Origin of the sequence: Streptomyces sp. NPDC051243 (genome assembly GCF_044455405.1) — a bacterium.
Taxonomy (GTDB): domain Bacteria; phylum Actinomycetota; class Actinomycetes; order Streptomycetales; family Streptomycetaceae; genus Streptomyces.
Genome location: NZ_JBITES010000008.1, coordinates 347,714 through 374,302, shown reverse-complemented (window position 1 = coordinate 374,302; position 26,589 = coordinate 347,714). Strand labels below are relative to the sequence as shown.

Genomic DNA, 26,589 nt, shown 5'->3' with positions numbered 1-26,589 from the left:
ACGCGACGGGCAGGTCCGGCACCCGCGACGACGGATCGACCTGGTCGCCACCTCAGACAGTTAACCCCGTGAGATCTCCGAAGGGGGAGGTCGGATCGTGACGACCGCCAGCTCCAAGGTTGCCATCAAGCCGCTCGAGGACCGCATCGTGGTCCAGCCGCTGGACGCCGAGCAGACCACGGCCTCTGGCCTGGTCATCCCGGACACTGCCAAGGAGAAGCCCCAGGAGGGCGTCGTCCTGGCCGTGGGCCCGGGCCGCTTCGAGAACGGCGAGCGCCTTCCGCTCGACGTCAAGACCGGCGACATCGTGCTGTACAGCAAGTACGGCGGCACCGAGGTGAAGTACAACGGCGAGGAGTACCTCGTCCTCTCGGCTCGCGACGTCCTCGCGATCATCGAGAAGTAAGACACCTCGAGCACTTTTGATGCTTGACGCTGCGCCCCTGGCCCCCGCGACCACATAAGAAGCCGGGCGCCCGGGGCGCAGTGCCGTTTACACCCACAGATTTCCGAGAGGGCTCCCGCTGTCATGGCGAAGATCCTGAAGTTCGACGAGGACGCCCGTCGCGCCCTCGAGCGCGGCGTCAACAAGCTGGCCGACACGGTCAAGGTGACGATCGGCCCCAAGGGCCGCAACGTCGTCATCGACAAGAAGTTCGGCGCCCCCACCATCACCAACGACGGTGTCACGATCGCCCGTGAGGTCGAGATCGAGGACCCGTACGAGAACCTCGGCGCGCAGCTGGTGAAGGAGGTGGCGACCAAGACCAACGACATCGCGGGTGACGGTACGACCACCGCGACCGTGCTCGCCCAGGCGCTGGTGCGTGAGGGCCTGAAGAACGTCGCCGCCGGTGCCTCCCCGGCGCTGCTGAAGAAGGGCATCGACGCGGCCGTCGCCGCCGTCTCCGAGGACCTCCTGGCCTCGGCCCGCCCGATCGACGAGAAGTCCGACATCGCCGCCGTGGCCGCGCTGTCCGCCCAGGACCAGCAGGTCGGCGAGCTCATCGCCGAGGCGATGGACAAGGTCGGCAAGGACGGTGTCATCACCGTCGAGGAGTCCAACACCTTCGGTCTGGAGCTGGACTTCACCGAGGGCATGGCCTTCGACAAGGGCTACCTGTCGCCGTACTTCGTGACGGACCAGGAGCGCATGGAGGCCGTCCTGGAGGACCCGTACATCCTCATCAACCAGGGCAAGATCTCCTCCATCCAGGACCTGCTGCCGCTGCTGGAGAAGGTCATCCAGGCGGGTGCCTCCAAGCCGCTGCTGATCATCGCCGAGGACGTCGAGGGCGAGGCCCTGTCGACCCTGGTCGTCAACAAGATCCGCGGCACCTTCAACGCGGTCGCGGTCAAGGCCCCCGGCTTCGGTGACCGCCGCAAGGCGATGCTGCAGGACATGGCGGTCCTCACCGGCGCCACGGTCATCTCCGAGGAGGTCGGCCTCAAGCTCGACCAGGCCGGTCTGGACGTACTGGGCACCGCCCGCCGCGTGACGGTCACCAAGGACGACACGACCATCGTCGACGGCGCCGGCAAGTCCGACGACGTCCAGGGCCGCGTCGCCCAGATCAAGGCCGAGATCGAGAACACCGACTCCGACTGGGACCGCGAGAAGCTCCAGGAGCGCCTCGCGAAGCTGGCCGGCGGCGTGTGCGTGATCAAGGTCGGCGCCGCCACCGAGGTGGAGCTGAAGGAGAAGAAGCACCGTCTGGAGGACGCCATCTCCGCGACCCGCGCCGCGGTCGAGGAGGGCATCGTCTCCGGTGGTGGCTCCGCGCTCGTCCACGCCGTGAAGGTCCTCGAGGGCAACCTCGACAAGACCGGCGACGAGGCGACGGGTGTCTCCGTGGTCCGCAAGGCCGCCGTCGAGCCGCTGCGCTGGATCGCCGAGAACGCCGGCCTCGAGGGCTACGTCATCGTCTCCAAGGTGGCCGAGCTGGAGAAGGGCAGCGGCTACAACGCCGCGACCGGCGAGTACGGCGACCTGGTCAAGGCCGGCGTCATCGACCCGGTCAAGGTCACCCGCTCCGCCCTGGAGAACGCCGCCTCCATCGCCTCCCTGCTCCTGACGACCGAGACCCTGGTCGTCGAGAAGAAGGAAGAGGAAGAGCCGGCGGCCGCCGGTGGCCACGGCCACGGGCACGCCCACTGAGGCACGCACCACCTCACGCACCACCTGAAGAAGCCCCCCGCTGCTGTCAGCGGGGGGCTTCTCCCTTCGCGGGCGTCACTGACCGAGTACCCCCAGCTGCTCCAGCAGCCCCGCCCGGTCGTAGAGCCAGTGGCTCTCGCAGATCTTCCCGTCCCGGAACCGCTGCCAGGTCATGCCCTGCATGGTCACGTCCTGTCCGGTCGCCGGAATCCCGAGGAACTCGCCCTTGTGCCGTGCGGTCCAGTTCCACCGCGTGCACACCTGGTCGCCCTGGGCCAGCTGATCGTCGATCCGGAACGTGAAGTCGAAGGCGTTGCGCCACCCCGCGTACTGCTCGCGCACCCCGTCGATGCCCTGCACGGGCCGCGGATACGACGGATCGTGATCCACGTAGTCGTCCGTGAGGTGCTCGCCGATCCGATCCGGCTCCATCCTGCCCATGTCCCTGAAGAAGGCCTGCGCGGCCAGGATGTTCAGCTGCTCGTCCCGCACGACGTCGAGATCGGTGAAGGTCGGCGTCTCGTCACAGAGCGCGACCATCTCCTCGAAGATCCGGTTGGTCTCGGGCAGGTTGGAGTTCCGCATCGCCTCCTCGTACGACGGAAACTCCACGATCTCGATGAAGTGCGCCGAGTCGGACCGGTCCTTCCCGATGATGTCGTGCGTCGCGGTCCGCTTGCCTTTGGTCTGCTCGACCCACCTGTCCATCAGCCGGTTCATCTCGTCGAAGCGGCTGGTCCTGCAATCGATGAGCTGCACGAAGGTCATGACGTCGTCGCCTCCCGGCTTTCCTGGGTGCGGCCGGACAGCACCATTGTGCTCGCGGGAGGGACACCGTGCCTGTTGGGGCTACGGCGCCCAAACCCAGCCGGGTCAGGCGGGCGCCGGTGCAGCGCCCGGCCTGCCCGGGACGGGTACGCCGCGTTTCGCGCCCCTTGAACCACCCCGCTGCGGCAGCGAGTTGAGAACCCTCGCTGCCTGCGCGCGGCCGAATCGCATCGCGCGGCGGCTCACTGCGGCCCGTACTTCCGCCCCGTCTTGGAACTGATCCCCCCGAGCAGCCCCCTCGGCACCACTTTCACCAGCCCCATCAACGCCTTGTACCGGGGATCCGGAATCGACACGGCCTTCCCGCGCGCCAGGTCGTCGAGCGCCGCCGCCACCAGCTTGTCCGCGTCGAGCCACATCCACCCGGGGATGTTGTCCGTCCCCATCCCGGCCCGCTCATGGAACTCGGTCCGCACGAACCCCGGGCACAGCGCCATCAACCGCACCCCGGTCCCGGCCAGGTCACGTGCCGCCCCCTGGCTGAACTGCACGACCCACGCCTTGGACGCGCCGTACGTCCCGCGCGGCACGAAGGCGGCCACGGAGGCCACGTTCACGACACCGCCCCGACCGCGCTCCCGCATCGCCTCGGTCGCGGCCGACGTCAGCCGCAGAACCGCCTCGCAGTGCACCTTGAGCATCTTCAGCTCGTCGGCCATGGGCACCTCGAGATAGCGGCCCTTGTTGCCGAAACCGGCGTTGTTGATCAGCAGGTCGACGGGGTTGCGGCGGTCGCCGAGGCGGGTGGCGACGGTCTCGATGCCGGTGTCCTCCGCGAGGTCGGCCGTCAGGACCTCCGCCTCGATGCCGTGCCGGTCGTGCAGCTCGGTCGCCTGCTCCCGCAGCCGCTTGGTGTCCCGGGCCACCAGGACGAGGTCGTGCCCGTCAGCCGCCAGCCGCCGCGCGAACGCGGCGCCGATGCCCGCGGTCGATCCCGTAATCAATGCCGTTGTCATGGCGCAAGATTAGTGACCCGGACCGGGAGCATCCGCTTACTGCGCAGGCCCCGCCGATCAGTGAAGCCCCGGCGAAGACACCTCTGACATGAGCACCCGTCATGTCCCCGGACTGACTGCTCGTCAGCCCCCGTACTTCGCCGCGTACTCACGAGCCGCCTCCAACGACTCCGGATGCAACGCGCCCCCCGCCGCCAGCAGCCGCGGCAGCAGCGTCCGCTCCGTCGTGACCGCCCGGAACTGCAGCGCCACCGTCACGTCGTGATCCGGGCGGTGGACGATCTCCAGAGCGTCGCCCGCCCGGACCTCCCCCGGCTCGATCACGCGCAGATACGCACCCGGCGCCCCCTTCGCGGTGAACCGCTTCACCCACTGCCGCTCACCCAGGTGGCCCTGGAAGGTGCGACAGGGAATCCGCCCGCAGGTGACCTCCAGCACCACCTCGGCACCGATCCGCCAGCGTTCGCCGATCAGCGCGTTGGAGACGTCCACGCCCTCCGTCGTGAGGTTCTCGCCGAACCCGCCGTTCGCCAGCGGCCGCCCCAGCTCGCGCTCCCAGTCGTCGAGGTCCTCACGCGCCACCGCGTACACCGCCTGGTCGTCGCCGCCGTGATGGAGCGTGCTGCACACCTCGTCCCCGGCCACCCCGCTCGCCCCGATCCCCTTGGGCCCGGGCGCCGCGATCCGCACCGGCCCCTCCACGGGGCGCTTGTCTATCCCGGTCACGCCTTCCGGGTGGTCCGTGTACGGCACGTACTTCCGGCGACCCAGGTTCACAGACAGAAGCTTCATAGCCGCACGGTAAGCGACCGGTGTCAAAGCGTCCATGCGCTATTCGGCGACATGTCCAAGGTTCGCTTATGCTCAGGCTGTGATCGAGGCCCGACATCTCCGTGTGCTGCGCGCCGTCGCCGCCACCGGTTCCTTCTCCGCGGCGGGGCGCGAACTGGGCTGCACCCAGCCCGCCGTCAGCCAGCAGATGAAGGCCCTGGAGGCGTCCGTCGGCACACCCCTGCTCATCCGCAGCGGCCGGGAGATGCGGCTGACCCAGGCCGGCGAGGCGCTGGTCCGGCACGCCGCCGGAATCCTGGCGGGGCTCACCGCCGCCGAGGAGGAGGTCGCCGCCATCGCCGGGCTGCGCGCCGGGCGGGTCCGCCTCGTCTCCTTCCCCAGCGGCAGCTCCACCCTGGTCCCGACCGCCCTCGCCGCCCTGCGCGCCGCACACCCCGGCACCCGCGTCTCCCTGGAGGAGGCCGAGCCCCCACAGTCCGTCGAACTGCTGCGCGAGGGCGACTGCGACGTGGCCCTCGCCTTCCGGTACGAGGGTGCGGCCCAGGAAGAGGAGTGGGACGACCTCGTCGTACGCCCGCTGCTGACCGACCGGCTCGTGGCCCTCGTCCCCGAACGCCACCGGCTCGCCCGCACCGCACCCTCGGGTGCCATCGCCATCGGCGAGCTCGCCGCCGAGCCGTGGATCGCCGGGTGCCCACGCTGCCGGGGCCAGTTGATCGAGGTGTGCGAGGGCGCCGGCTTCACGCCCCGTATCGACTTCGCCACGGACGACTATCCGGCGGTCGTGGGCCTGGTGGGCGCCGGCCTGGGCGTGGCCGTCCTGCCCCAGCTCGCCGTCGAGTCCGTACGGCCGCGAGGGGCACGCATGGTGACGCTGGAACCGGCGGTCCGGCGGGAGATCGTCGCGCTCACCCTGCCCGACCTGGCACAGGTGCCGGCCGTGGCGGCGACGCTGGAGCAACTGGCGCGGGCCGCCGCGCGATAGCCGGGCAGCGCCGAGAGAAGGCCACGCCGGCGTGGGGAAGGGGCGGCAACGCGTGGTCAAAAGGCGGAGAGAAGGCCACGCGCGCGTGACGGAGAGTCGGAAGCGTGTGACGAAGAGAAGGGCACGCGTGCGCGTGCCCTGGTTGCAGAAACGTTCCTTCAGCTGTTCGGGCCGGTCTCGCAGCTGGTCGTCGACGCCGAGACCAGCCGGTTGCGCGCCCGCCCCATGAGCTCTTCGCGCTCGTCCTCGGTCAAGCCGCCCCAAACGCCGTACGGTTCGCGCACCGCCAGCGCATGCGCCGCGCACTGCGCGCGCACCGGGCACCTCATGCAGACCTCCTTGGCCGAGTTCTCGCGAGCACTCCGAGCCGCACCGCGCTCACCCTCCGGATGAAAGAAGAGCGAGCTGTCCACCCCGCGACAGGCGGCCAGGAGCTGCCAGTCCCACAGGTCCGCGTTCGGTCCGGGAAGGCGGGAGAAATCTGCCATTGCGTGACCCCTTGTAGCCGTTCTTGGCGGATACGGTGTCCACGACCGTACATCTACGATCTAAGGAGATGAAAATATGACTCATTGCGAATCTAGCCCCAAACGCCAAGAAACGGGAAGAAAAAGGGCTGAATGGGGCATGGGTTGTGATGAAACGTTGTGGGTCCGCCCTTCATGTCTGCACCGTGTCCGCCCCCTCACGTAGAGTGCCGAAGACGGCATATGGCCCCGTAACTCTTTCGAGTGACCGTCGTTGAGAGGGCGGAGGCGGTTGAAGTAACAAGCGCTCGGGCAGGCGTCCGAGGGCGTCGACCGCACAGGTGACGATTTCGTACCAGCCTGGAGGCTCAAGGTGACGTGCATCAGCTGCGGAGGGCGGCCATGACATCCGTCCTCGTCTGCGACGACTCCCCGCTTGCCCGAGAGGCGCTCCGCCGCGCGGTCGCGACCGTGCCCGGCGTCGAGCGCGTGACGACGGCGGCCAACGGCGAGGAAGTCCTCCGCCGCTGGGGCGCCGACCGCTCGGACCTGATTCTGATGGACGTACGCATGCCCGGTCTGGGCGGCGTCGAGACCGTGCGGCGGCTGCTGTCCGCCGACCCCGGTGCGCGCATCATCATGCTCACCGTCGCCGAGGACCTGGACGGCGTGGCCCTCGCGGTCGCCGCGGGCGCGCGGGGCTACCTTCACAAGGACGCATCGCGAGCGGAGTTGCGAGCGACCGTCACGCAGGCCCTTGCCGACCCGACCTGGCGGCTGGCCCCGCGGCGGCTGCGGTCCGCCGAGATGGGTGCGGCGCCGACGCTCACGGCTCGTGAGATCCAGGTGCTGGAGGGCATGAGCCACGGGCGCTCGAACGCCGAGATCGGTCGCGAGCTGTTCCTCTCCGAGGACACTGTGAAGACGCATGCCCGGCGGTTGTTCAAGAAGCTCGGTGCGTCGGACCGGGCACACGCGGTGGCGCTCGGCTTCCGGTGGGGTCTGGTTCGTTAAAGAGCCCGGCGCCCGGGCCGTCGCTTCGGTGCGGGCCGTTCGTGGCTGGTCGCGCCCGCGCGACGGTAGTCGCACATCGATGCAGCCCCGCGCCCCTATCGGGGCGCGGCTGCGAGGCCTGTCAACAGGTGCTGTCGGTGCCCGCTGCTCGTTTCGGCGCGGATGCCGCATCCTTGAGGTGTGGAGTCTCTCGGGGACGAGTCGGTCGAGCGGAAGGGGAGGGCGCAGGGGATGAGTGCCGGCGCACCTGCTCATAACGCTTCGGTGCACAACATCGGGCGCGATGCCACGGACCGTACGGCCGCAAGGCACCATGGACCGATGCGCGACGACGAGGCGGCCAAAGCCGCAGGGGCGATCGGTGCACTCGTCCATCGCGCCGTGGACGGGGACGAGCAGGCCACGCACGATCTGCTCGCGCATGTCCACCCCCTGGCGCTGCGCTACTGCCGCACCCGCCTGTCCCGCCTGCCGGGCGACGCCCGGCACTTCGTCGAGGACCTCGCCCAGGAGGTCTGCGTCGCCGTCCTGCTCGCGCTGCCGCGCTACAAGGACACCGGCCGGCCCTTCGAGGCGTTCGTCTTCGCCATCGCCGCCCACAAGGTGGCCGACCTGCAGCGGGCCGCGATGCGGCACCCGGGGTCCACGGCGGTTCCGTCGGACGAGATGCCGGAGCGCCCGGACGACTCCCTCGGCCCGGAGGAGCGCGCGCTGCTGAGCAGCGACGCCGAATGGGCCAAGAAGCTGCTGGCCAACCTGCCCGAGAACCAGCGGGAGCTGTTGCTGCTGAGGATCGCGGTGGGCTTGACCGCGGAGGAGACGGGTCAGATGTTGGGAATGTCACCCGGCGCGGTCCGGGTGGCCCAGCACAGGGCGCTGAGCAGGCTGCGAGCGCTGGCCGAGCAGTAGTGCTCGCGCAGTACTCCCTTGAGTGCGCCCCCAAATGAACAGGCTTCTCTTCGATTCCGTACGAACATACGAAGCCGCAAGCCATGCAGAACCGTGGAATTTGCTGGCTGTGCTTCCCGTTAGCATGGACATCCGCACCGATCAAGGCCATTTGGGGAAGGTGTCATGACTGCCAACGTCGACGGAGTGCCCGGTAAATTCGCGACACTCGGGCTGACCTACGACGACGTGCTGCTGCTGCCGGGCGCATCCGAGGTGCTCCCCAACGCGGTCGACACCTCGTCCCGAATCTCCCGCAACGTCCGGGTCAACATCCCGCTCCTCTCGGCGGCGATGGACAAGGTGACCGAGTCCCGCATGGCGATCGCGATGGCCCGGCTGGGCGGCGTCGGCGTGCTGCACCGCAACCTCTCCGTCGAGGACCAGGTCAACCAGGTCGACCTGGTCAAGCGGTCCGAGTCCGGCATGGTCACGGACCCCATCACGGTGCACCCCGAGGCGACGCTCGCCGAGGCCGACGCCCTGTGCGCCAAGTTCCGGATCAGCGGTGTCCCCGTCACCGACCCGGCCGGCAAGCTGCTGGGCATCGTGACCAACCGCGACATGGCCTTCGAGACCGACCGCAGCCGCCAGGTGCGCGAGGTCATGACGCCGATGCCGCTGGTCACCGGCAAGGTCGGCATCTCCGGCAGTGACGCCATGGAGCTGCTGCGCCGCCACAAGATCGAGAAGCTTCCCCTGGTCGACGAGGCGGGCGTCCTCAAGGGCCTGATCACCGTCAAGGACTTCGTCAAGGCGGAGAAGTACCCGAACGCCGCCAAGGACTCCGAGGGCCGCCTGCTCGTCGGCGCCGCCGTGGGCGCCAGCCCCGAGGCCCTGGAGCGCGCCCAGGCGCTCGCCGAGGCCGGTGTGGACTTCCTGGTCGTCGACACCTCGCACGGTCACAACAGCAACGCCCTCAGCTGGATGGCGAAGATCAAGTCCAGCGTCTCCGTCGACGTGATCGGCGGCAACGTCGCCACGCGCGACGGCGCGCAGGCCCTCATCGACGCCGGTGTCGACGGCATCAAGGTCGGTGTGGGCCCCGGTTCCATCTGTACGACCCGTGTGGTCGCCGGCATCGGCGTCCCGCAGGTCACCGCCATCTACGAGGCCTCCCTCGCCGCCCGTCCGGCGGGCATCCCGCTGATCGGCGACGGCGGTCTGCAGTACTCCGGCGACATCGGCAAGGCGCTGGCCGCCGGCGCCGACACCGTCATGCTGGGCAGCCTGCTCGCGGGCTGCGAGGAGTCGCCGGGCGAGCTGCTCTTCATCAACGGCAAGCAGTTCAAGTCGTACCGCGGCATGGGCTCGCTGGGCGCCATGCAGTCCCGCGGCCAGGCCAAGTCGTACTCGAAGGACCGCTACTTCCAGGGTGAGGTCTCCTCCGACGACAAGCTCGTGCCCGAGGGCGTCGAGGGCCAGGTGCCCTACCGCGGCCCGCTGGCCAACGTCCTGCACCAGCTCGTCGGCGGTCTGCGCCAGACCATGGGCTACGTGGGCGCGGCCACCATCGACGAGATGGAGTCCAAGGGCCGCTTCGTCCGGATCACCTCGGCGGGCCTCAAGGAGAGCCACCCGCACGACATCCAGATGACGGTCGAGGCGCCGAACTACAGCCGTAAGTGAGGCGCACGCGCGCGTGAGGCTTGATCAAGGGCGGTCCCGGAAGCACCGGGGCCGCCCTTGTCGTACCCGTCGGCGATACTGGAAGACGCTGAAACGCATCAGGGAAAGGCCACAGACGTGACTGAGATCGAGATCGGGCGCGGCAAGCGCGGCCGCCGGGCGTACGCCTTCGACGACATCGCCGTCGTCCCCAGCCGCCGTACGCGGGACCCGAAGGAGGTCTCGATCGCCTGGCAGATCGACGCCTACCGCTTCGAGCTGCCCTTCCTGGCCGCCCCCATGGACTCGGTCGTCTCCCCGGCCACCGCGATCCGCATCGGCGAGCTCGGCGGCCTCGGCGTGCTGAACCTCGAGGGCCTGTGGACGCGGTACGAGGACCCGCAGCCGCTGCTCGACGAGATCGCCGAGCTGCCCACGGAGGCCGCGACGCGCCGTCTCCAGGAGATCTACGCCGCTCCGATCAAGGAGGAGCTGATCGGGCAGCGCATCAAGGAGGTGCGCGACTCGGGCGTGGTCACGGCCGCCGCGCTCTCCCCGCAGCGCACGGCCCAGTTCTCCAAGGCGGTCGTCGACGCGGGCGTGGACATCTTCGTCATCCGCGGCACGACGGTCTCGGCGGAGCACGTCTCGTCCTCGCACGAGCCGCTGAACCTGAAGCAGTTCATCTACGAGCTCGACGTCCCGGTGATCGTCGGCGGCTGCGCCACGTACACGGCGGCCCTGCACCTGATGCGGACGGGTGCCGCGGGCGTGCTCGTCGGCTTCGGCGGCGGCGCCGCGCACACCACGCGCAACGTGCTCGGCATCCGGGTGCCGATGGCCACGGCGGTCGCGGACGTCGCGGCGGCCCGCCGGGACTACATGGACGAGTCCGGTGGCCGGTACGTGCACGTGATCGCGGACGGTGGAGTCGGCTGGTCCGGCGACCTGCCCAAGGCGATCGCCTGCGGTGCGGACGCCGTGATGATGGGCTCGCCGCTCGCGCGTGCCACGGACGCGCCGGGCCGGGGCCACCACTGGGGCATGGAGGCCGTGAACGAGGAGCTGCCGCGCGGCAAGAAGGTGCACCTGGGCACGGTCGGCACCATCGAGGAGGTGCTGACGGGGCCGTCGCACACGCCGGACGGCTCGATGAACTTCTTCGGGGCGCTGCGGCGGGCCATGGCCACGACCGGGTACAGCGAGCTGAAGGAGTTCCAGCGGGTCGAGGTTGCGGTGGCGGATTCGCAGCACACGCGGTAGGCGTTACGCGGTTACGCCGTTTTCGTCGCGTCAGGCGTCAGACGTCAGGGAAGGGCCGGTCACCCCGGGTGGGGTGACCGGCCCGCCCTTTTGTGTGCCCAAGTGGGGCTGGGCGGGGGCGCGTGGTTGCGTTTGGGGCGAATGTGGGCTGAACGGGCGTAGGGGGCGGTAGTGTCCTTGATCGGCGACCCAAGCTCTCTGGGGCGCCCCCTTCCAAGGAGATGTTCCGGACTCCGGCCCTCGGGGCCCGGCCCGAGCTCCAGACGGACCGCCTACCGGGCATATGGGCGGCATCGTGGAAGGGGGCGCGCCCATGGGCCGTCACCGCAAGCCCACCCGCTGGGATCGCACTTGGCTTCGGCTGGTGAAGTTCCGGAGGAGGTGCATCTTGTGGATTTACGGCCGCTGAGCGGCCACCCCTATGAGAACTAGGGGTGGACACTCTGCTTAACGGCCAGGAGCCCGCTGCAGTGCCCCCTGCGGTGGGCTCCACCCTTTCAGTGGCGAGCGGCCACCCCTACAGCAACTAGGGGTGGACATTCCGTGAATCGCCCGGGAGCCTCCGCAGTACTGCATTACCGGCTGCGTGGGCCCCACCTCTCCACACGGTACCGGCGCAGCATCCCCCACGCCACCAACCCCGGCGGCTCACGCACCCCACGCGCCCCCCATCACAACCGATGCGCCGCCCCCGTAGGCGCCGCCCCCCGCGTATCCAGCAACAGCTGCGCCTTCACCGACAGCCCCTGCAAGTCATACGTCCGATGCTGCTGAAGCAGAATCGTCAGATCGGCCTCCGCCACAGCCTCGTACAGCGCGTCCGCGCGCGGCACCGGCCGGTCCAGGACGCTCCAGGACGGGACGTACGGGTCGTGGAAGCTGATGCAGGCGCCCAGCTCCAGCAGGCGGATCGCGACCTCGTGGGCGGGTGTGGACTGCTGGTCGGCGAGATCGGGCTTGTAGGTGACGCCGAGGAGGAGGATGCGGGCGGCGCGCACGGACTTGCCGTGCTCGTTGAGGAGGGCGGCGGCGCGCTGGACGACGTAGCGCGGCATCTGGCTGTTGACCTGCTCAGCCAGTTCGACCATGCGCAGGGTGCGCCCGGCCGGGCCGGTGAGGTCCTGCGGGACGGCGTGGCCGCCGACGCCGGGGCCGGGGCGGAAGGCCTGGAAGCCGAACGGCTTGGTCTCCGCGCAGCGGATGACGTCCCAGAAGTCGACGCCCAAGTCGTGGCAGAGGACGGCCATTTCGTTGACGAGGGCGATGTTGACGTGCCGGAAGTTGGTCTCGAGGACCTGCACGGTCTCCGCCTCGCGCAGGCCACGCGCGCGTACCACCTTGTCGGTGAGACGGCCGTAGAAGGCGGCGGCCGACTCGGTGCACGCGGGGGTGAGGCCGCCGATCACCTTGGGGGTGTTGGCGGGCGTGAAGTGGCGGTTGCCGGGGTCGACGCGGCTGGGGGAGTAGGCCAGGTGGAAGTCGCGGCCCGCGCGCAGCCCCGAGCCGTCTTCGAGGAGCGGGCGCAGGACGTTCTCGGTGGTGCCCGGCGGTACGGGCGACTCCAGGATGACGGTGGTGTGCGGGCGCAGCTGCGCGGCCAGGCTGCGGGCGGCGGTCTCCAGCCGGCTCAGGTCGAGGCCGCCGTCCGCGCCGCGCGGGGTCGGCGGGCAGATGACGGCGGTGCGCACGCGGCCGAGCTCGGCGGGGTTGGTGGCGTGCCGGAAGCCCCCCGAGAGCATCCGGCGCAGTTCGGCGGGGCTGAGGGAGGCGGCCTCGGATCCGATCCGGTAGCCGAGCGTGTGGATGCCGGCGGCGACGGCGGCCTTGGCCAGCGGCAGGCCGTACGGGCCCAGTCCGATGACGGCGAGATCTGCGGGCATGGCGTGGGCCGTCCTTCCCAATAACCGAAGTGATGCAGGTGCGCAAGCCCTGTGGACAGAACGAGGGGGCGCAATGTCAGACTAGGAGTAAATATGACCGATTTGCGGGATTGAATGATCGCGTTTTCTTGAGTGTTGTCCACAGGCTGAGGGCGAGTGGTGGCTGAAGTCGGGCAAGCCGGTCAGAATTTGGGCATGGGGGGTACGAACCGGGCTACGCCCGACGGGTGCGGCCTGACCGACCGATGAGCGGGAGGCAGCGGTGAGGACAGCGACACTGGGGCCGGTGGAGCGCGCCGAGTCACTGGCGGCAATGGCCGAGCGCGAGCTGGACCTACTGGTCGTGGGCGGCGGCGTCGTGGGCGCGGGCACCGCCCTCGACGCGGTGACCCGCGGACTGTCCACCGGCCTGGTCGAGGCCCGTGACTGGGCTTCGGGCACGTCCAGCAGGTCCAGCAAACTGATCCACGGCGGCCTGCGCTATCTGGAGATGCTCGACTTCGCGCTCGTGCGGGAGGCGCTGAAGGAGCGCGGGCTGCTGGTGGAGCGGCTGGCTCCGCATCTGGTGAAGCCGGTTCCCTTCCTGTACCCGCTGCAGTACAAGGGCTGGGAGCGCCTCTACGCGGGCTGCGGTGTCCTGCTCTACGACGTCATGTCCATGGCCCGCACCCACGGCCGCGGCCTGCCCCTGCACCGCCACCTGAGCCGCCGTCACGCCCTGCGGGTCGCCCCCGCCCTGAAGAAGGACGCGCTGGTCGGCGCCCTGCAGTACTACGACGCACAGATGGACGACGCCCGCTATGTGGCCACCCTCGTCCGTACGGCGGCGGCCTACGGCGCGAAAGCGGCGAACCGTGCGCGGGTGACCGGGTTCCTGCGCGAGGGCGAGCGGGTCGTCGGCGCTCGGGTGCAGGACGTCGAGGCGGGCGGGGAGTACGAGATCCGCGCCAAGCAGATCGTCAACGCGACCGGTGTGTGGACCGACGACACCCAGTCGATGGTGGGTGAGCGCGGGCAGTTCCACGTGCGCGCCTCCAAGGGCATCCACCTGGTCGTCCCCAAGGACCGCATCCACTCCACGACGGGCCTGATCCTGCGCACCGAGAAGTCCGTGCTGTTCGTCATCCCCTGGGGCCGGCACTGGATCGTCGGCACGACCGACACCGACTGGGACCTCGACAAGGCCCACCCGGCCGCGTCCAGCGCCGACATCGACTACCTGCTGGAACACGTGAACTCGGTGCTCGCGGTGCCGCTGACCCGCGACGACGTGGAGGGCGTGTACGCCGGGCTGCGGCCCCTGCTCGCGGGCGAGTCGGACGCCACCAGCAAGCTGTCGCGCGAGCACACCGTGGCACACCCCGTGCCCGGGCTCGTCGTCGTGGCCGGCGGCAAGTACACGACGTACCGGGTGATGGCCAAGGACGCGGTGGACGCCGCGGTGCACGGGCTCGACATGCGGGTCGCCGAGTGCGTGACGGAGGACATCCCGCTGCTGGGCGCCGAGGGATACCGCGCGTTGTGGAACGCCCGGGCGCGGACCGCGGTGCGGACGGGGATTCATGTCGTGCGAGTGGAGCACCTGTTGAACCGGTACGGGTCGCTCGCCGAGGAGGTGCTCGAACTCATCGCCGCCGATCCCGGACTGGGCGAGCCGCTGCACTCCGCCGACGACTATCTGCGCGCCGAGATCGTGTACGCCGCCTCGCACGAAGGGGCGCGGCACCTGGACGACGTGCTGACGCGACGGACGCGCATCTCGATCGAGACGTTCGACCGGGGAACCCGGTGCGCCCGCGAGGCGGCCGAGCTGATGGCGCCGGTGCTGGGCTGGGACAAGGACCAGATCGAGCGCGAGGTTCAGCACTACGAGAAGCGGGTGGAGGCCGAGCGGGAGTCGCAGCGGCAGCCGGACGACCTGACGGCGGACGCGGCGCGGTTGGGGGCGCCGGACATCGTGCCGCTGTAGCGCGCCGCCGGTGGCGGTGCGTCGCCGTAGCACCGTTTGTTGCGGTGGGCCGGGTTGTGGTGCGTCGCCGTAGCGCCGTTTGTTGCGGTGGGCCGGGTTGTGGTGCGTCGCCGTAGCGCCGTTTGTTGCGGTGGGCCGGGTTGTGGTGCGTCGCCGTAGCGCCCCTCGCTGCGGTGGGCCGGGATGCGGTGCCACGGCGCGCGCGGATCGGTCGCGTGAGCCGGTCCGGCCGGGGCGACGGAACGTCACTCGAACGGGTGGCGCAAGGTGGGATCTCTGCTCGAACCCCGGCCGTTTATCAGGTGCGAGGGCAGAACTCGGCGGCGAGCAGCCGGGGTTCGAGACCGGGGTCTGCGATCGCCGTCGTGTTCACCCGGAAGGTCAGGACACGACGACCGCCGACGGTGGCCGCGGAGCGCACGTAGCTGCCGGAAATGCGCCCGTTGTGCCCCCAGACGACGGTGCCGCACGGCAACTTCACGGGAATGAGCCCCATGCCGTACGAGCCGTGTGCGGTACGGGCGTCGAGCATCTCGCGCAGCCAGTGCGAGGGCAGCAGCCGGCCGCCGAGCAGCGCGGAGTAGAAGCGGTCGAGGTCGGCGAGCGTGGTCACCAGCTCGCCCGCGGCGCCGGCCACCCGCGGGTCGAGATCGGTGACGTCGGTTCCGTCGGTGGCGTAGGCGCGGCCGTGCGGGAAGGGAAGAGCGGTGCGGGACCCAGGGAAGGAGGTGCCGGTCAGGCCCAGTGGAGCGATGATGCGGTGCTCGGCCTCGGTGGCGTAGGAGCGGCCGGTGACCTGCTCGATGACCAGGCCGAGCAGGACGTAGTTGGTGTTCGAGTAGGAATATCCGCCGTGTTCGGCAGGGGGGTGGGTGAGTGCGATGCGTACGGCCTGAAGCGGTGTGACGGGGACGGTGCCTCCGGTATCGGCGGTGAAGTCGTACAGGCCACTGGTGTGGGTCAGCAGGGAACGGAGGGTCAGCGCGCGCCCGTCGTTTGCCGCCCCCCGCACCAGCCCCGGCAGATGCCGCTCCACCGTGTCGGCGAGGGACAGCCGGCCTTCGGCGGCGAGTTGCAGGACGACGGTCGCGATGAAGCTCTTCGTGATGCTGCCGGCGCGGAAGTGGTCGGTGACGGCGATGCCCTGTCCGGCCTGGGCGTAGCGGGTGCCGGTCTCCTCGCGGGCCAGCAGGGCCGCGTCGGGGGCCTTGCCCCGGGTGAGGAGTAGCGGGAGCAGGGCGCTCGTCGCCCGTGTCGCGGGGGCCGACGAGGCCATCGGGGCCAGACCGAGGAGCGCGGTGGACACCAGGCCGAGCAGGGACAGGGAGACGCAAACGCCCAGTAGTGTCCGGAACAGCGGCCTCGCCGGTCGTGCCATTGCGGGTTCCTTCCCTTGCCGGGGCCCATCATGCCGGTTAGTGGAACGTGCGATTCAGCGGGGCTCGGGTGCGCCGGGGGCGGGCGGTTCGGGCCGTGCGGCGGTGTCGCGGTACGAGGGGCACCCTGGGCGTGGGGCACTTGTCGGGTGAGAGACAATGGAGCCTCTGTCAGGGCGGGTTGTATGAGGGGACGCATGTCGGAGGCGGAGCGGGCGGGGACATCTCGTCAGGACACTCGTCAGGACAACCGCGAGCGTCTCCTCGCGGGGCGGTACCGGCTGGGCGGCGTGCTCGGCCGGGGCGGCATGGGCACGGTGTGGCGTGCCGAGGACGAGACCCTGGGGCGGACGGTCGCCGTCAAGGAACTGCGGTTCCCGTCGAACATCGACGAGGAGGAGAAGCGGCGGCTGATCACACGCACGTTGCGTGAGGCCAAGGCGATCGCCCGGATCCGCAACAACAGCGCGGTGACGGTGTTCGATGTCGTCGAGGAGGACGACCGGCCCTGGATCGTGATGGAGCTCGTCGAGGGCAAGTCGCTCGCCGAGGTCATTCGTGAGGACGGCCTTCTGGAGCCCAAGCGGGCGGCCGAGGTCGGTCTGGCCATCCTCGACGTGCTGCGCTCCGCGCATCGCGAGGGCATCCTGCACCGTGACGTGAAGCCGTCGAACGTCCTGCTGGAATCCGACACCGACCGCGTCGTGCTCACCGACTTCGGCATCGCCCAGGTCGAGGGCGACCCGTCCATCACCTCGACCGGCATGCTCGTCGGCGCGCCCTCCTACATCTCCCCGGAGCGGGCCCGCGGCCACAAGCCGGGCCCGGCGGCCGACCTCTGGTCGCTGGGCGGGCTGTTGTACGCGGCGGTCGAGGGTGTGCCGCCGTACGACAAGGGCTCCGCGATCGCCACGCTCACGGCGGTGATGACCGAGCCGATGGAGGAGCCGAAGAACGCGGGACCGCTCAAGGACGTCATCTACGGCCTGCTCACCAAGGACCCCGCCAAGCGGCTCGACGACGCCGGTGCGCGGGCGATGCTCAACGCCGTCATCCATGCGCCCGAGCCCAAGGACGAGCCGGAGCCGGTGGACGCGACGAAGGTCGTGCCGTTGCCGCCGCAGCCCGATGCGCCCGAGGACAAGGGGCGTTCCGGGTCCGGGGCCAAGCGGGGCGAGGAGGCCGGGGAGCGGTTGCTCGGGGCGCTGCGGTCCGTGCGGAAGGCCGCCGTGGGCGCGGGGGCGTCCGGGGCGGCCGCGGCTCGTGCCAAGTCCGGGAGCAAGTCCGGGAGTGAGACGGCTGTTCCGGAGACCGGCGCGCAGGGTCGCGGGGGCGCGGCCGGTGGGTCGGCCACAGGAGTGGGAGGCGGCAAGGCGTCGGCGGGGGCCGGGACTTCCGGCGGGCCGTCCGTTGCCGGGTCCAAGTCGGCTGCCGGTTCTGCTGCCAGTGCCAGTGCCGTCAGCTCCGGCGGCGGTGCCGGTGTCGGTGCGCGGGACGGGAAGGCGGCCAACGGGCAGAGTGAGGGGCGGAGTTCGGGCTGGCCCGTGATGACGCCGCCGGATCTGCCGCCGCGGCCCGTGCCGAGGGCGCCGCTGACCGATGTGGTGCCGAAGCGGACGCTGGTGATCATCGCGGTGGTCGTGGCGGTCGCCGTGATCGGCGTGGTGCTGGCCCTCGTCTTCGGTGACGACGGCGACTCGAAGGCGTCGGCGAAGGGCGGCGGGGCCGCCAAGGCTTCGGCCAGTGCGAGCGCGAAGGCCGACACCAAGCAGGATGACAAGGGCGGTACGCACACGGACGGTGCCGCGTCCGCGTCCGCGACCCCGGGGAAGGGGTCCGGTTCCGGGGCCGGGAGTACGCCGAGCGCGACCGGTGGGAGTGGGGCCGAGGCGGGATCCGGGAGCGACGGCGCGGTCACGTCGACCCACAAGGGGAGCCAGGGGTACTCGATCGGTCTGCCCACGGGATGGAAGTACCAGTCCACGGGGTCGGCGGGCGACCGGTTCACCGGGCCCGACGGACAGAAGCTGCTCGTCGCCTGGACGACCACGCCGCAGGACGACCCGGTGGCGGACTGGGAGAACCAGGAAGGGTACATGGAGCGCTCCCAGTACAAGAGGATCCGGATAGCGGCGGTGGACTACCGCGGTTGGAACACGGCCGACTGGGAGTTCACCTATGTCGAGGGCGGCACGAAGTACCGCACGATCGACCGGGGGTTCGTCGTGAACGACCAACTCGGATATGCGTTGATGTACACCGCGAAGAGTGCGAACTGGGACAGTGATCTGCGCAAGGGGACATGGCGGACGCTGGCGGATTCGTTCCAGCCGAAGTCGTGAAGTGAGCGTGTCTCGGTTCGGGTGCCACGGCCGGGTTTGAGCCGTCAGATACGGCAACCCCTCTTTGCGGGTTGCCTCCGGCACGTATCGTGAATGATTGCGGACCGAACGCATCCAGTCGTGCGCCCGGAATGCGACGCAGGGCGAGCGGGAATGACCAACCGGGCGGCCGGGGGAGGCAACGTGGACGACTATGCGGGTCGGGTTCTCGCCGACCGCTACCGCCTGCCGTTGCCGCCTTCCGACGAGTACGAACTCACCGAGAGCCGGGCCTTCGACACCTACAGCGGTCAGGAAGTCCTGGTCCGGCAGGTGCCGTTGCCGGAGGTCGTCGAGGCGGAGGTGCTCGACGCCGAGGGGCTGCCCGACGGGTTCACCGCACGGGACACCAGGAACCGCGGGGCCGGGCGACGGTCTGCGGGGCGTTCGAGTACGCGCCGGCCGAGCGATCCCGCCGTGCGGCGGGCGGTGGAGGCGGCGCAGGCCGCGGCGCGGATCCCCGACCATCCGCGGCTGGACCAGGTCTTCGACGTGTTCGCCGACGGCGGGTCGCTGTGGATAGTGAGCGAGTTGGTGGCCGCGCGTCCGCTGGCCGCGCTGCTCGCCGAGAAACCGTTGACTCCCTACCGGGCGGCCGAGGTCGCCTCCGACGTCCTCATGGCGCTGCGGGTGCTGCACGCCCATGGCTGGGTCCACCGGAACATCACCGCGCGCACGGTCCTGGTCTGCGACGACGGCCGGGTGATGCTGACCGGGCTCGCGGTCGGTGCCGCGGAGGAGGCGCTGTGCGGCTATGACCCGGTGCCGGTCGAGGACGGCGACGGCGAGGCGGGGGCGTTCGGCGCCGACCCGGCGTCGGGCGGCGGGTTCGGCGGCGCGGGTGGCCCGGGTGGCCCGGGTGGTTCCGGCCGATTCGGGGGTGAGGGTGCGGGCGGCGGTTCCGGTGCCCTCAGCGGGGCCGGTGGACTCGGTGCTGGTGGTGGTCCCGGTGCCGGTGGCGGAACCGGTGCTGGCGCGGATCCCGAGGCTGCCCGGCGTGCCGCGATCGAGGCACGGGCTGCCGGCGGGCTGCCGGTGCCCGGGGCCGATGCGGGCCAACGGGCCGGGGGAGCTGGTGCGGCACCGCGCGGCACCCTGGAGACCGGTGGGGACATCAGGGCCGCGCGGGCCGGAGCGATCGCCGCGTATCGGGCGGGGGCCCGTGCGGCGGCCCGCGTACAGGAGTCACAGCAGAACGGACGGCCGGCGCTGCCCGGGGCCCGATCGGCGCCCGAAGGCGGCCCCGCCGCCCTGACCAACGGATCGGCGCAGCAGCCGTACCCCTCCGGCAACGGCGTCGCCACGCCACCGGGTCAGATCGCCGACCCGTACGGCGTGCAGGCCACGCCCTGGCACGGCGCCGCGCCCCGAAGCGGGGCGGTCGGCGGTGCGCAGACGGACGAGGACCGTGACCGCCGTACGGCACTTCCGCCGACGGGCCCGACTGCCCAGCCCGGCTTGGGCGGCGCCCCCGGCTTGGGCGGCGCCCCGGGCCTGGGCGGTGTCCCCGCGCAGGGCTTCACTCACGGAGCTGCGGGCTCCGGGCCCGGAGCCACCGGTTCCGCCCCCAGCGCATTGGGCTCCAACACCCCGGGGTTCCCCGCCCCCGCCGCCACCAATCCGGCCGTCTCGGCCACCCCGGGCGCACAGCCACCCGCCCCTGAGTCCCCCAACTCCCCCCACGCCCCAGCCCGCTGGGACGACCTCGTCTCCCGTACCCCCACCCACCGCGGCCCCACCACGGCGCTCGCCGCCGAGCGGGCCCGGCAGGCGCGTATGGCTGTCGTCGGGCCGGTGACCGAGCGGTGGGCGCCCGAGCAGGCCGGACCCGTGCACGAGAACTGGCAGTTGGCCGCGCCCATCGGGCCCGCGACCGACCTGTGGGCGCTCGGGGCGCTGCTCTTCCGGGCCGTGCAGGGACACGCGCCGTATCCGGAGGAGTCGACGGCCGAGCTGGTGCAGCTGGTGTGCGCGGAGCCGCCCGCCTTCGCCGAGGAGTGCGGGCCGCTGCGGCCGGTCGTGGAGTCGTTGCTGCGTCAGGACCCCACCGAACGGCTCGACTTCGAGGAGTTGAGGGGCTGGCTGCGGTCCCTCGTGCGGTCCGCGCCCGAGCCGGAAGCCGGTGCGCATGTCGTCGCCGTCCCGCCGGCCGACCCCAACCGGCTGCCGATCGTGCGGCGGCGGGGCGAGCTGGTGCGCCGGCGGCGGGCGGGGCTGCCCGCGCATCACGGGCGGCACAAGCGGGCCAAGCAGGAGGCGCGTTCGCCGCGGCGGCTCGGCCGTACGCTGCTGTTGCTCGTCCTGCTGGGCATGGCGGCGGCGATCGCGTACGCCATGCTGTTCATGCCGAAGGCCGACCAGGGCAACGGCGCCACGGCCGACGCCGATCGCACCGGCGCCGCGGGCCAGGCCGATCCGGCGGCGCCCGAGCAGTCCGCCGACGCGAGCAGCGAGCCACGGCCCGACCAGACCTCCCCCGACTCCGGCAACAGCCCCTCGCAGTCGGCCGGTTCCACCGAGACCCAGGCGGGCGGCCCCGAGGTTCCCGACGGTTTCACCCTGCGCGAGGACGCGGCCGGGTTCCAGGTCGCCGTCGCCAACGGGTGGAACCGCACGCCGGAGAACGGGCGCGGACAGGTGGTGTACGCGCACGGCGACTTCGACCTCATCGTCGTACCCGGACGGGACACCGCCGACGAGTACGGCAGCGACCCGATGGTCTACCAGCGCGAGCACGAGCGGGAGCTGCAGCCGTACCGCGACTCCAGCTGGGCCTCCTCCAGCGGACTCAAGACCATCCAGGTCGGCGAGCGGGTCATGGCCGAGGGGCAGTTCACCTGGACCGACGACCAGGGGCGCGAGCTGTTCGTGCGCAACCTCGCGATCCTGATCGACGGGCGGTACCACGTGGTGCAGCTGCGGGGGCCGGAGGCCGAGCGGGACGAGGTGACGCGGCTGTTCGAGCAGGCCTCGGTGACGTACCAGGTCACGGGCTGATCCCGGGCAACGGATTCAGCGTCACCCGCCGGCTCGGCCGGTGAACCCTGCGTGACGGTTGCGTCCGTATGCCGAAAGCGACAACCATCACAGTGCGGTCTCCTTGGCACCCCCGTGGTTCCGGTCCCGTCAGCCGGTCCTTAGTCTGACCCTGTCAAGAGCATTGCGGGGCGACGTGGATCAGATGCAGGGCCAGCTCGTTTCGGGGCGCTACCGGCTCGCCGACGCGATCGGCAGCGGCGGTATGGGCCGGGTCTGGCGTGCCCACGACGAGGTGCTGCACCGGGCCGTCGCGATCAAGGAGCTGACCGCCGCGCTCTACGTCTCCGAGAGCGACCAGGAGCGGCTGCTCGCCCGTACCCGAGCCGAGGCGCGCGCCGCCGCGCGGATCAACCACTCCGCCGTGGTCACCGTGCATGACGTGCTGGAGCACGACGGGCGGCCGTGGATCGTGATGGAGCTGGTGGAGGGCTACTCGCTGGCCGACGCGGTCAAGGAGCGCGGCCGGGTCGAGCCGGCCGAGGCCGCCCGCATCGGCCTGTGGGTGCTGCGGGCGCTGCGCGCCGCGCACTCCGCCGGCGTCCTGCACCGCGACGTCAAGCCCGGCAACGTCCTGCTCTCCGAGGACGGCCGGGTCCTGCTGACCGACTTCGGCATCGCCCAGATCGAGGGCGACACCACCATCACCCGCACCGGAGAGGTCGTCGGCTCGGTCGACTATCTCGCCCCCGAGCGGGTCCGCGGCCACGACCCGGGCCCCGCCTCCGACCTGTGGGCGCTCGGTGCGACGCTGTACACGGCGGTGGAGGGCCGCTCGCCGTTCCGCCGCACCTCGCCGCTCAGCACCATGCAGGCGGTGGTCGAGGAGGACGTCGCCGAGCCGCGGCACGCCGGCCCGCTCGGGCCCGTGATCACCGCCCTGCTGCGCAAGGATCCGGCCATCCGGCCCGGCGCGGCCGAGGCGGAGCAGATGCTCGCCGAGGCGGCGGAGGGGCGCAGCCCGACCGCGGCGCAGGCGTTCGTGCCGACGCAGCACACCCGGTACGAGGCGGAGACCCACACCGGGCCCGAGTACGCCGGCGCCACGCCGATCGGAACGACGGCGCACACCGGGCAGGCGACGCCGACGGGCACGCCGTATCCCCCGATGACCGGTCCCACGACGTTCGGGCGGCCGTTCGACATGACGGGCGCCGGCGCCGCCCCCGCCCGGCCGTCCAAGCGTCGTCGGCTGCGCATGCTCGCCCTCGTCGTCGCGCTCGCCGCGATCGTCGGCGGAGGCACCGCGGTCGTGCTGCAGCAGTGGGGGCCGGGCAGTCCCGGCGCGTCCGGCTCGACGACCACGCCGTCCCCGAGTCCCTCGGCGACGGACGACGAAAGGCCCCAGGGCGGCGTGCCCGCCTCCTGGGTCCGCGTCGAGGACCCGCTCGGCTTCAGCCTCTATCTGCCCGGCAAGAACTGGAAGCGGGAGGTGGTCGGCAAGGAGTTCGACGGCCTCCAGCAGGTCGACTACACACCCGACGGCGGCGTGCACTTCATCCGCATCGCCGTCGACACCTCGCCCCAGTTCGCGAACGCCTACGACCACCAGCGCGACCTGGAGTACCAGGTAGGGCGGAAGCTGGTCGACTACAAGACGGTGTCCCTGGAGAAGAACCTCTACCGTGACCGCGAGGGCTCCCTGTGGGAGTACACGTGGAACGCGCTCGCCAAGGACGAGCCCTACGTCGCCGGGCCGCGGCGCGCCATCGACCAGGCGTACATCGACCGGGACGGCACGGAGTACGCGATCTACATGTCCTCGCCCGCGTCGGACTGGACCGAAACGCGCGAGCAGTTCACGGCGGTGCTGAAGGGCTGGCAGGCGAGCGGTTCCTGACGCCCTTTGCCGCGTTGCGGAGCCTTTGCCGGTTTGCAAAGTTGGCCGATCGGCGCCCCGGAGTCGATCAGTCCGGCGCGGCATGATGGGGCGCATGGGGACCGAGGGGGCCAACTTCCGTGTGATCGCGGGGCGTTACCGCCTCGAGGCGAGGCTCGGTCGCGGCGGCATGGGCGTCGTGTGGCGGGCGACAGACCAGTTGCTCGGACGGCGGGTGGCCGTCAAGGAGCTGCCCCTCGACGAGACGCTCACCGCGGCCGACGCCCGGCGCCAGCGCGAGCGCACGTTCCGCGAGGCACAGGCGGTCGCGCAGCTCAGCCACCCGCATGTCATGGTCGTGCACGATGTCGTGGAGGACGACGAACGCCCGTACATCGTCATGGAGTTGATCGACGGCGTCTCCCTCGCCGACCGGATCGCGACACGCGGGCCCGTCGACGCGCGGGAGGCCGCCCGGATCGGCGTCGATCTGCTGAGCGCGCTGCGCACGGCCCACGCGGCCGGGGTGCTGCACCGCGACATCAAACCGGACAACGTGCTCATCGAGAACGGCACCGACCGGGTCGTCCTCACCGACTTCGGCATCGCCCATGTGCCGGGCGCCAGCACGCTCACCGAGTCCGGGGCCTTCGTCGGCTCGCCCGAGTACACCGCGCCCGAGCGGATGTCCGGGGCCAGGACCGGGCCCGCCTCCGATCTGTGGTCGCTGGGCGCGTTGCTGTGCGAGGCGCTGAGCGGTGAATCGCCGTTCCGGCGCGACTCGTTGAGCGGCATCGTGCTCGCCGTGGTCTCGGACGATATACGGCCGCCCGCGCAGGCGGCGCCGATACTGCCCGTCGTTCAGGGGCTGTTGGAGCGCGATCCGGGGCGGCGGCTGGAGGCGGCCGAGGCCGAGCGGATGCTGCGGGAGTTCCTGGAGTCGGGGGGCGTGCCCCTTCGGACGCCTGTGCCGAAACGGTTCGGCAGGGCGGAGCGGCAGTACTCGCCGCGCAGCATGCTGGCCACCGCGGTGCTGGTCGCCGCGATGGCGGTGGCGGGGGTGTCGGCGGCGGCTCTGCTGATGAACGGGGGTGGGGACGGGGGTGTCGTGCCGACGAGTTCGGCGTCACCGGGGACTTCCTCCGGTACGGCCCGCCCTTCCAGCGCCTCCCCTTCCCCTTCCCCTTCCCCTTCCCCTTGCCCATCCCCATCCCCATCCCCATCCCCATCCCCATCCCCATCCCCATCCGCCTCGCCCAGCCGACGCCCGACACCCACCCCGACGCTCACCTCCACCTCCACCCCCACCCCCACGCCCGCCAACCCTGGATAAAGCGGAGATAAGTTGCGGCCTGAGTCACGGCTCTGTGACCGGAAAGCGTTGCCGCTGGCTGCCGAAGCGCTTGCCGCGATATGGATGGACGCATGAGCAGCAACGGGGGAGCCCCTTACCGGTCCGACGAGCCGACGAGTTTTGGCCTGCAACCACCGCAGCCGAACCCGCCGGCACCCGTGCCGCATCCCGGCAACCCGTACGCGGCCCCCACCCAGGTCGTACTACCTCAGCAGGGCACGCCCTCCCAGCCCCCGGACCCGGACCCGGACCCCGGCACCGGTCGCCTGATAGCCGGCCGCTACCGGCTGCTCGCCAAGCTCGGGCACGGTGGCATGGGCACGGTCTGGCGGGCGAAGGACGAGACGGTGGACCGCGAGGTCGCCGTCAAGGAGCCCCGCGTACCTGATCATCTTCCCGAACGCGAACGTGCCAACGCCTTTGAGCGGATGCGCCGCGAGGCACGCGCGGCGGCCAGACTCGATCATCCGGCGGTCGTGAACGTGCATGACGTGGCCGTCGTGGACGACCGGCCGTGGATCGTGATGGAGCTGGTGCAGGGCCGTTCGCTGGGCAACGCCCTGCAGGAGGGCACGCTCGGGGCCCGTGAAGCGGCGAGAATCGGCCTGGAGGTGCTCGGTGCGCTGGAGGCCGCCCACGCGGCGGGCATCCTGCACCGCGACGTGAAGCCGGACAACGTCCTCCTCGGCCGCCATGACCGGGTCGTCCTCACCGACTTCGGCATCGCCCAGATCGAGGGCGAGACCAACCTCACCGACACCGGCGGCTTCGTCGGCTCGCCCGAGTACATCGCGCCCGAGCGGGTGCTGGGCCAGCGGCCGGGACCCGCGAGCGACCTGTGGTCGCTGGGCGTCGTCCTGTACGCGGCGACGGAGGGGGTCTCCCCGTTCCGCCGCACCAACACCCCCGCCACGCTCCAGTCGGTCCTGAACGCCGTGCCCGCGCCGCCCGCCGCCGCGCAGGGCCCGCTCGCCGAGGCCATCAACGGCCTGCTCCAGAAGGACCCGGCACGCCGCCCGAACGCCGCGCAGACGCGTGCGCTGCTGGAACAGGCGGCCAACCCGCCGGAGCCGGTCGCCACCCAGGTCGTGCGGATCGCCGAGGACGGCGGCAAGGGCGGTGTCCGGCTCGGCCGCAAGGCGCTGCTCGGGATCGGTACGGCGGTCGTCGCGGGCGCGGTGGCGGCGTATCTGGTGATCGCGGATCCGTTCGCGGGGCCCCTGCCCGACGGCTGGACGGAACGGGCGCACCCGAGGCTGGGTGTGACACTGCAGGTGCCCGCCACCTACCAGGTCGGCAAGCCGGACGCCGACGACACCGACAAGAACTGGGTCACCTACTCGGACTGGAGCGGCGCCATCCGGATCGGCGTGAACCTGACCAGGAAGTCCGAGGACACCTCGAACGAGATCAAGAACTCCGCCGCGGCCGAGATGTACGCCGAGAACGAGGAGTTCAAGGAACAGGGCAGCTACGACTTCTCCATGCCCGAAGGTCCCCAGACGGACCCGAAGGTGACCCAGTACCAGGGCAGACAGTCGGCCGAGAACACGGTCGTGTACAAAACGACCGACAGCCAGAACCCGCGCCCTCATGAGCTGAAGATCTTCTACTACAAGACCAAGACGGGCGACATGTACAGGGTGACGATCAGCTATCCGGGCAAGGGCGACTTCACCGACCGCGGACGTGAGGTGGCGAGGACCGTGATCGAGAACGTGGACATCGGCAATCTCTGAACTGGCCAAGTCCCCA

General features: G+C 70.9%; 18 protein-coding genes and 2 pseudogenes. 13 read left to right on the top strand and 7 right to left on the bottom strand.

From position 1 onward, the window contains the following. Positions 1-97 precede the first annotated feature (97 nt). Both groES and groL read left to right on the top strand, forming a co-directional pair. A complete protein-coding gene (gene groES / locus ACIBAG_RS22525) occupies positions 98-406 on the top strand; it encodes a co-chaperone GroES (protein ID WP_055493212.1) in 309 nt (102 codons plus the stop codon). 123 nt (positions 407-529) lie between these two features. Then, positions 530-2,158 (top strand): chaperonin GroEL, encoded by a 1,629-nt coding sequence (gene groL / locus ACIBAG_RS22520; RefSeq protein WP_399107282.1) that lies wholly within the window; start codon positions 530-532, stop codon positions 2,156-2,158. 75 nt (positions 2,159-2,233) lie between these two features. Here groL and ACIBAG_RS22515 read toward each other — a convergent pair whose 3' ends face one another. From ACIBAG_RS22515 to ACIBAG_RS22505, 3 genes are all read right to left on the bottom strand, one after another. Then, positions 2,234-2,926: an ester cyclase gene (locus ACIBAG_RS22515; protein WP_399107281.1), complete on the bottom strand. Its 693-nt coding sequence runs from the start codon at positions 2,924-2,926 to the stop codon at positions 2,234-2,236. A gap of 242 nt (positions 2,927-3,168) precedes the next feature. Next, positions 3,169-3,942, bottom strand: coding sequence for an SDR family NAD(P)-dependent oxidoreductase (locus tag ACIBAG_RS22510; protein WP_399107280.1), 774 nt, complete (start codon positions 3,940-3,942; stop codon positions 3,169-3,171). 123 nt (positions 3,943-4,065) lie between these two features. Continuing rightward, positions 4,066-4,734 carry an MOSC domain-containing protein gene (locus ACIBAG_RS22505; protein WP_399107279.1) on the bottom strand — a complete coding sequence of 223 codons (669 nt, stop codon included), beginning with the start codon at positions 4,732-4,734 and terminating at the stop codon, positions 4,066-4,068. 79 nt (positions 4,735-4,813) lie between these two features. Here ACIBAG_RS22505 and ACIBAG_RS22500 point away from each other — a divergent pair, with 79 nt between their 5' ends. Next, entirely contained in the window at positions 4,814-5,719 is a 906-nt protein-coding gene (locus ACIBAG_RS22500) for a LysR family transcriptional regulator (RefSeq protein ID WP_399107278.1), read from the top strand. 158 nt (positions 5,720-5,877) lie between these two features. Here the strand turns inward: ACIBAG_RS22500 and ACIBAG_RS22495 are convergent, their stop codons facing one another. Continuing rightward, the gene (locus ACIBAG_RS22495) at positions 5,878-6,207 is read right to left on the bottom strand and encodes a WhiB family transcriptional regulator (RefSeq protein WP_399107277.1); all 330 of its coding nucleotides are present in this window, start codon (positions 6,205-6,207) and stop codon (positions 5,878-5,880) included. Positions 6,208-6,588: 381 nt separating this feature from the next. Between ACIBAG_RS22495 and ACIBAG_RS22490 the strand changes: the two genes are divergently transcribed. The 4 genes from ACIBAG_RS22490 to ACIBAG_RS22475 all read left to right on the top strand — a co-directional run bounded on the left by ACIBAG_RS22490 (position 6,589) and on the right by ACIBAG_RS22475 (position 11,019). Further along, a complete protein-coding gene (locus ACIBAG_RS22490) occupies positions 6,589-7,200 on the top strand; it encodes a response regulator transcription factor (protein ID WP_003948568.1) in 612 nt (203 codons plus the stop codon). A 321-nt stretch (positions 7,201-7,521) separates the two neighbouring features. Next, entirely contained in the window at positions 7,522-8,109 is a 588-nt protein-coding gene (locus ACIBAG_RS22485) for a sigma-70 family RNA polymerase sigma factor (protein WP_030946246.1), read from the top strand. A gap of 165 nt (positions 8,110-8,274) precedes the next feature. Beyond that, the gene (gene guaB / locus ACIBAG_RS22480) at positions 8,275-9,777 is read left to right on the top strand and encodes an IMP dehydrogenase (protein ID WP_399107276.1); all 1,503 of its coding nucleotides are present in this window, start codon (positions 8,275-8,277) and stop codon (positions 9,775-9,777) included. Positions 9,778-9,894: 117 nt separating this feature from the next. Continuing rightward, positions 9,895-11,019 carry a GuaB3 family IMP dehydrogenase-related protein gene (locus ACIBAG_RS22475; RefSeq protein WP_399107275.1) on the top strand — a complete coding sequence of 375 codons (1,125 nt, stop codon included), beginning with the start codon at positions 9,895-9,897 and terminating at the stop codon, positions 11,017-11,019. Positions 11,020-11,690: 671 nt separating this feature from the next. Here the strand turns inward: ACIBAG_RS22475 and ACIBAG_RS22470 are convergent. Beyond that, complete coding sequence (locus ACIBAG_RS22470; RefSeq protein ID WP_399107274.1) at positions 11,691-12,899, bottom strand: nucleotide sugar dehydrogenase; 1,209 nt, start codon at positions 12,897-12,899, stop codon at positions 11,691-11,693. Positions 12,900-13,161: 262 nt separating this feature from the next. Between ACIBAG_RS22470 and ACIBAG_RS22465 the strand changes: the two genes are divergently transcribed. Next, positions 13,162-14,868, top strand: coding sequence for a glycerol-3-phosphate dehydrogenase/oxidase (locus tag ACIBAG_RS22465; RefSeq protein ID WP_399107273.1), 1,707 nt, complete (start codon positions 13,162-13,164; stop codon positions 14,866-14,868). A gap of 298 nt (positions 14,869-15,166) precedes the next feature. Here the strand turns inward: ACIBAG_RS22465 and ACIBAG_RS22460 are convergent, their stop codons facing one another. Continuing rightward, complete coding sequence (locus ACIBAG_RS22460; RefSeq protein WP_399107272.1) at positions 15,167-16,246, bottom strand: serine hydrolase domain-containing protein; 1,080 nt, start codon at positions 16,244-16,246, stop codon at positions 15,167-15,169. Between the two features lie 195 nt (positions 16,247-16,441). Here ACIBAG_RS22460 and ACIBAG_RS22455 point away from each other — a divergent pair, with 195 nt between their 5' ends. The 4 genes and pseudogenes from ACIBAG_RS22455 to ACIBAG_RS22440 all read left to right on the top strand — a co-directional run. After that, on the top strand, positions 16,442-18,586 hold the full coding sequence (locus ACIBAG_RS22455; RefSeq protein ID WP_399107271.1) for a serine/threonine-protein kinase: 2,145 nt from the start codon (positions 16,442-16,444) through the stop codon (positions 18,584-18,586). Positions 18,587-18,739: 153 nt separating this feature from the next. Next, positions 18,740-21,622, top strand: coding sequence for a protein kinase (locus tag ACIBAG_RS22450; protein ID WP_399107270.1), 2,883 nt, complete (start codon positions 18,740-18,742; stop codon positions 21,620-21,622). A 184-nt stretch (positions 21,623-21,806) separates the two neighbouring features. Next, complete coding sequence (locus tag ACIBAG_RS22445) at positions 21,807-23,501, top strand: serine/threonine-protein kinase (protein WP_399107371.1); 1,695 nt, start codon at positions 21,807-21,809, stop codon at positions 23,499-23,501. A gap of 94 nt (positions 23,502-23,595) precedes the next feature. Next, positions 23,596-24,795: pseudogene (locus ACIBAG_RS22440) on the top strand (serine/threonine-protein kinase); the annotation flags it as partial. On the opposite strand, the pseudogene ACIBAG_RS22435 reads toward ACIBAG_RS22440, so the two are convergent. Continuing rightward, positions 24,699-25,001: pseudogene (locus ACIBAG_RS22435) on the bottom strand (hypothetical protein); the annotation flags it as partial. The pseudogenes ACIBAG_RS22440 and ACIBAG_RS22435 overlap by 97 nt on opposite strands. Between ACIBAG_RS22435 and ACIBAG_RS22430 the strand changes: the two are divergent. Continuing rightward, positions 24,906-26,573: a serine/threonine-protein kinase gene (locus tag ACIBAG_RS22430; protein ID WP_399107269.1), complete on the top strand. Its 1,668-nt coding sequence runs from the start codon at positions 24,906-24,908 to the stop codon at positions 26,571-26,573. The pseudogene ACIBAG_RS22435 and the gene ACIBAG_RS22430 sit on opposite strands and share 96 nt — an antisense overlap. The last annotated feature ends 16 nt before the right edge of the window (positions 26,574-26,589 follow it).

Excerpts from the sequence above, each read along its gene's own strand:
- groL (WP_399107282.1), top strand. The coding sequence starts at position 530 with ATGGCGAAGATCCTGAAGTTCGACGAGGACGCCCGTCGCGCCCTCGAG.
- ACIBAG_RS22510 (WP_399107280.1), bottom strand. The coding sequence starts at position 3,942 with ATGACAACGGCATTGATTACGGGATCGACCGCGGGCATCGGCGCCGCG.
- ACIBAG_RS22515 (WP_399107281.1), bottom strand. The coding sequence starts at position 2,926 with ATGACCTTCGTGCAGCTCATCGATTGCAGGACCAGCCGCTTCGACGAG.
- ACIBAG_RS22495 (WP_399107277.1), bottom strand. The coding sequence starts at position 6,207 with ATGGCAGATTTCTCCCGCCTTCCCGGACCGAACGCGGACCTGTGGGAC.
- ACIBAG_RS22455 (WP_399107271.1), top strand. The coding sequence starts at position 16,442 with ATGTCGGAGGCGGAGCGGGCGGGGACATCTCGTCAGGACACTCGTCAG.
- ACIBAG_RS22490 (WP_003948568.1), top strand. The coding sequence starts at position 6,589 with ATGACATCCGTCCTCGTCTGCGACGACTCCCCGCTTGCCCGAGAGGCG.
- ACIBAG_RS22470 (WP_399107274.1), bottom strand. The coding sequence starts at position 12,899 with ATGCCCGCAGATCTCGCCGTCATCGGACTGGGCCCGTACGGCCTGCCG.
- ACIBAG_RS22450 (WP_399107270.1), top strand. The coding sequence starts at position 18,740 with ATGACCAACCGGGCGGCCGGGGGAGGCAACGTGGACGACTATGCGGGT.
- ACIBAG_RS22485 (WP_030946246.1), top strand. The coding sequence starts at position 7,522 with ATGCGCGACGACGAGGCGGCCAAAGCCGCAGGGGCGATCGGTGCACTC.
- guaB (WP_399107276.1), top strand. The coding sequence starts at position 8,275 with ATGACTGCCAACGTCGACGGAGTGCCCGGTAAATTCGCGACACTCGGG.
- ACIBAG_RS22460 (WP_399107272.1), bottom strand. The coding sequence starts at position 16,246 with ATGGCACGACCGGCGAGGCCGCTGTTCCGGACACTACTGGGCGTTTGC.
- ACIBAG_RS22445 (WP_399107371.1), top strand. The coding sequence starts at position 21,807 with ATGCAGGGCCAGCTCGTTTCGGGGCGCTACCGGCTCGCCGACGCGATC.
- ACIBAG_RS22430 (WP_399107269.1), top strand. The coding sequence starts at position 24,906 with ATGAGCAGCAACGGGGGAGCCCCTTACCGGTCCGACGAGCCGACGAGT.
- ACIBAG_RS22505 (WP_399107279.1), bottom strand. The coding sequence starts at position 4,734 with ATGAAGCTTCTGTCTGTGAACCTGGGTCGCCGGAAGTACGTGCCGTAC.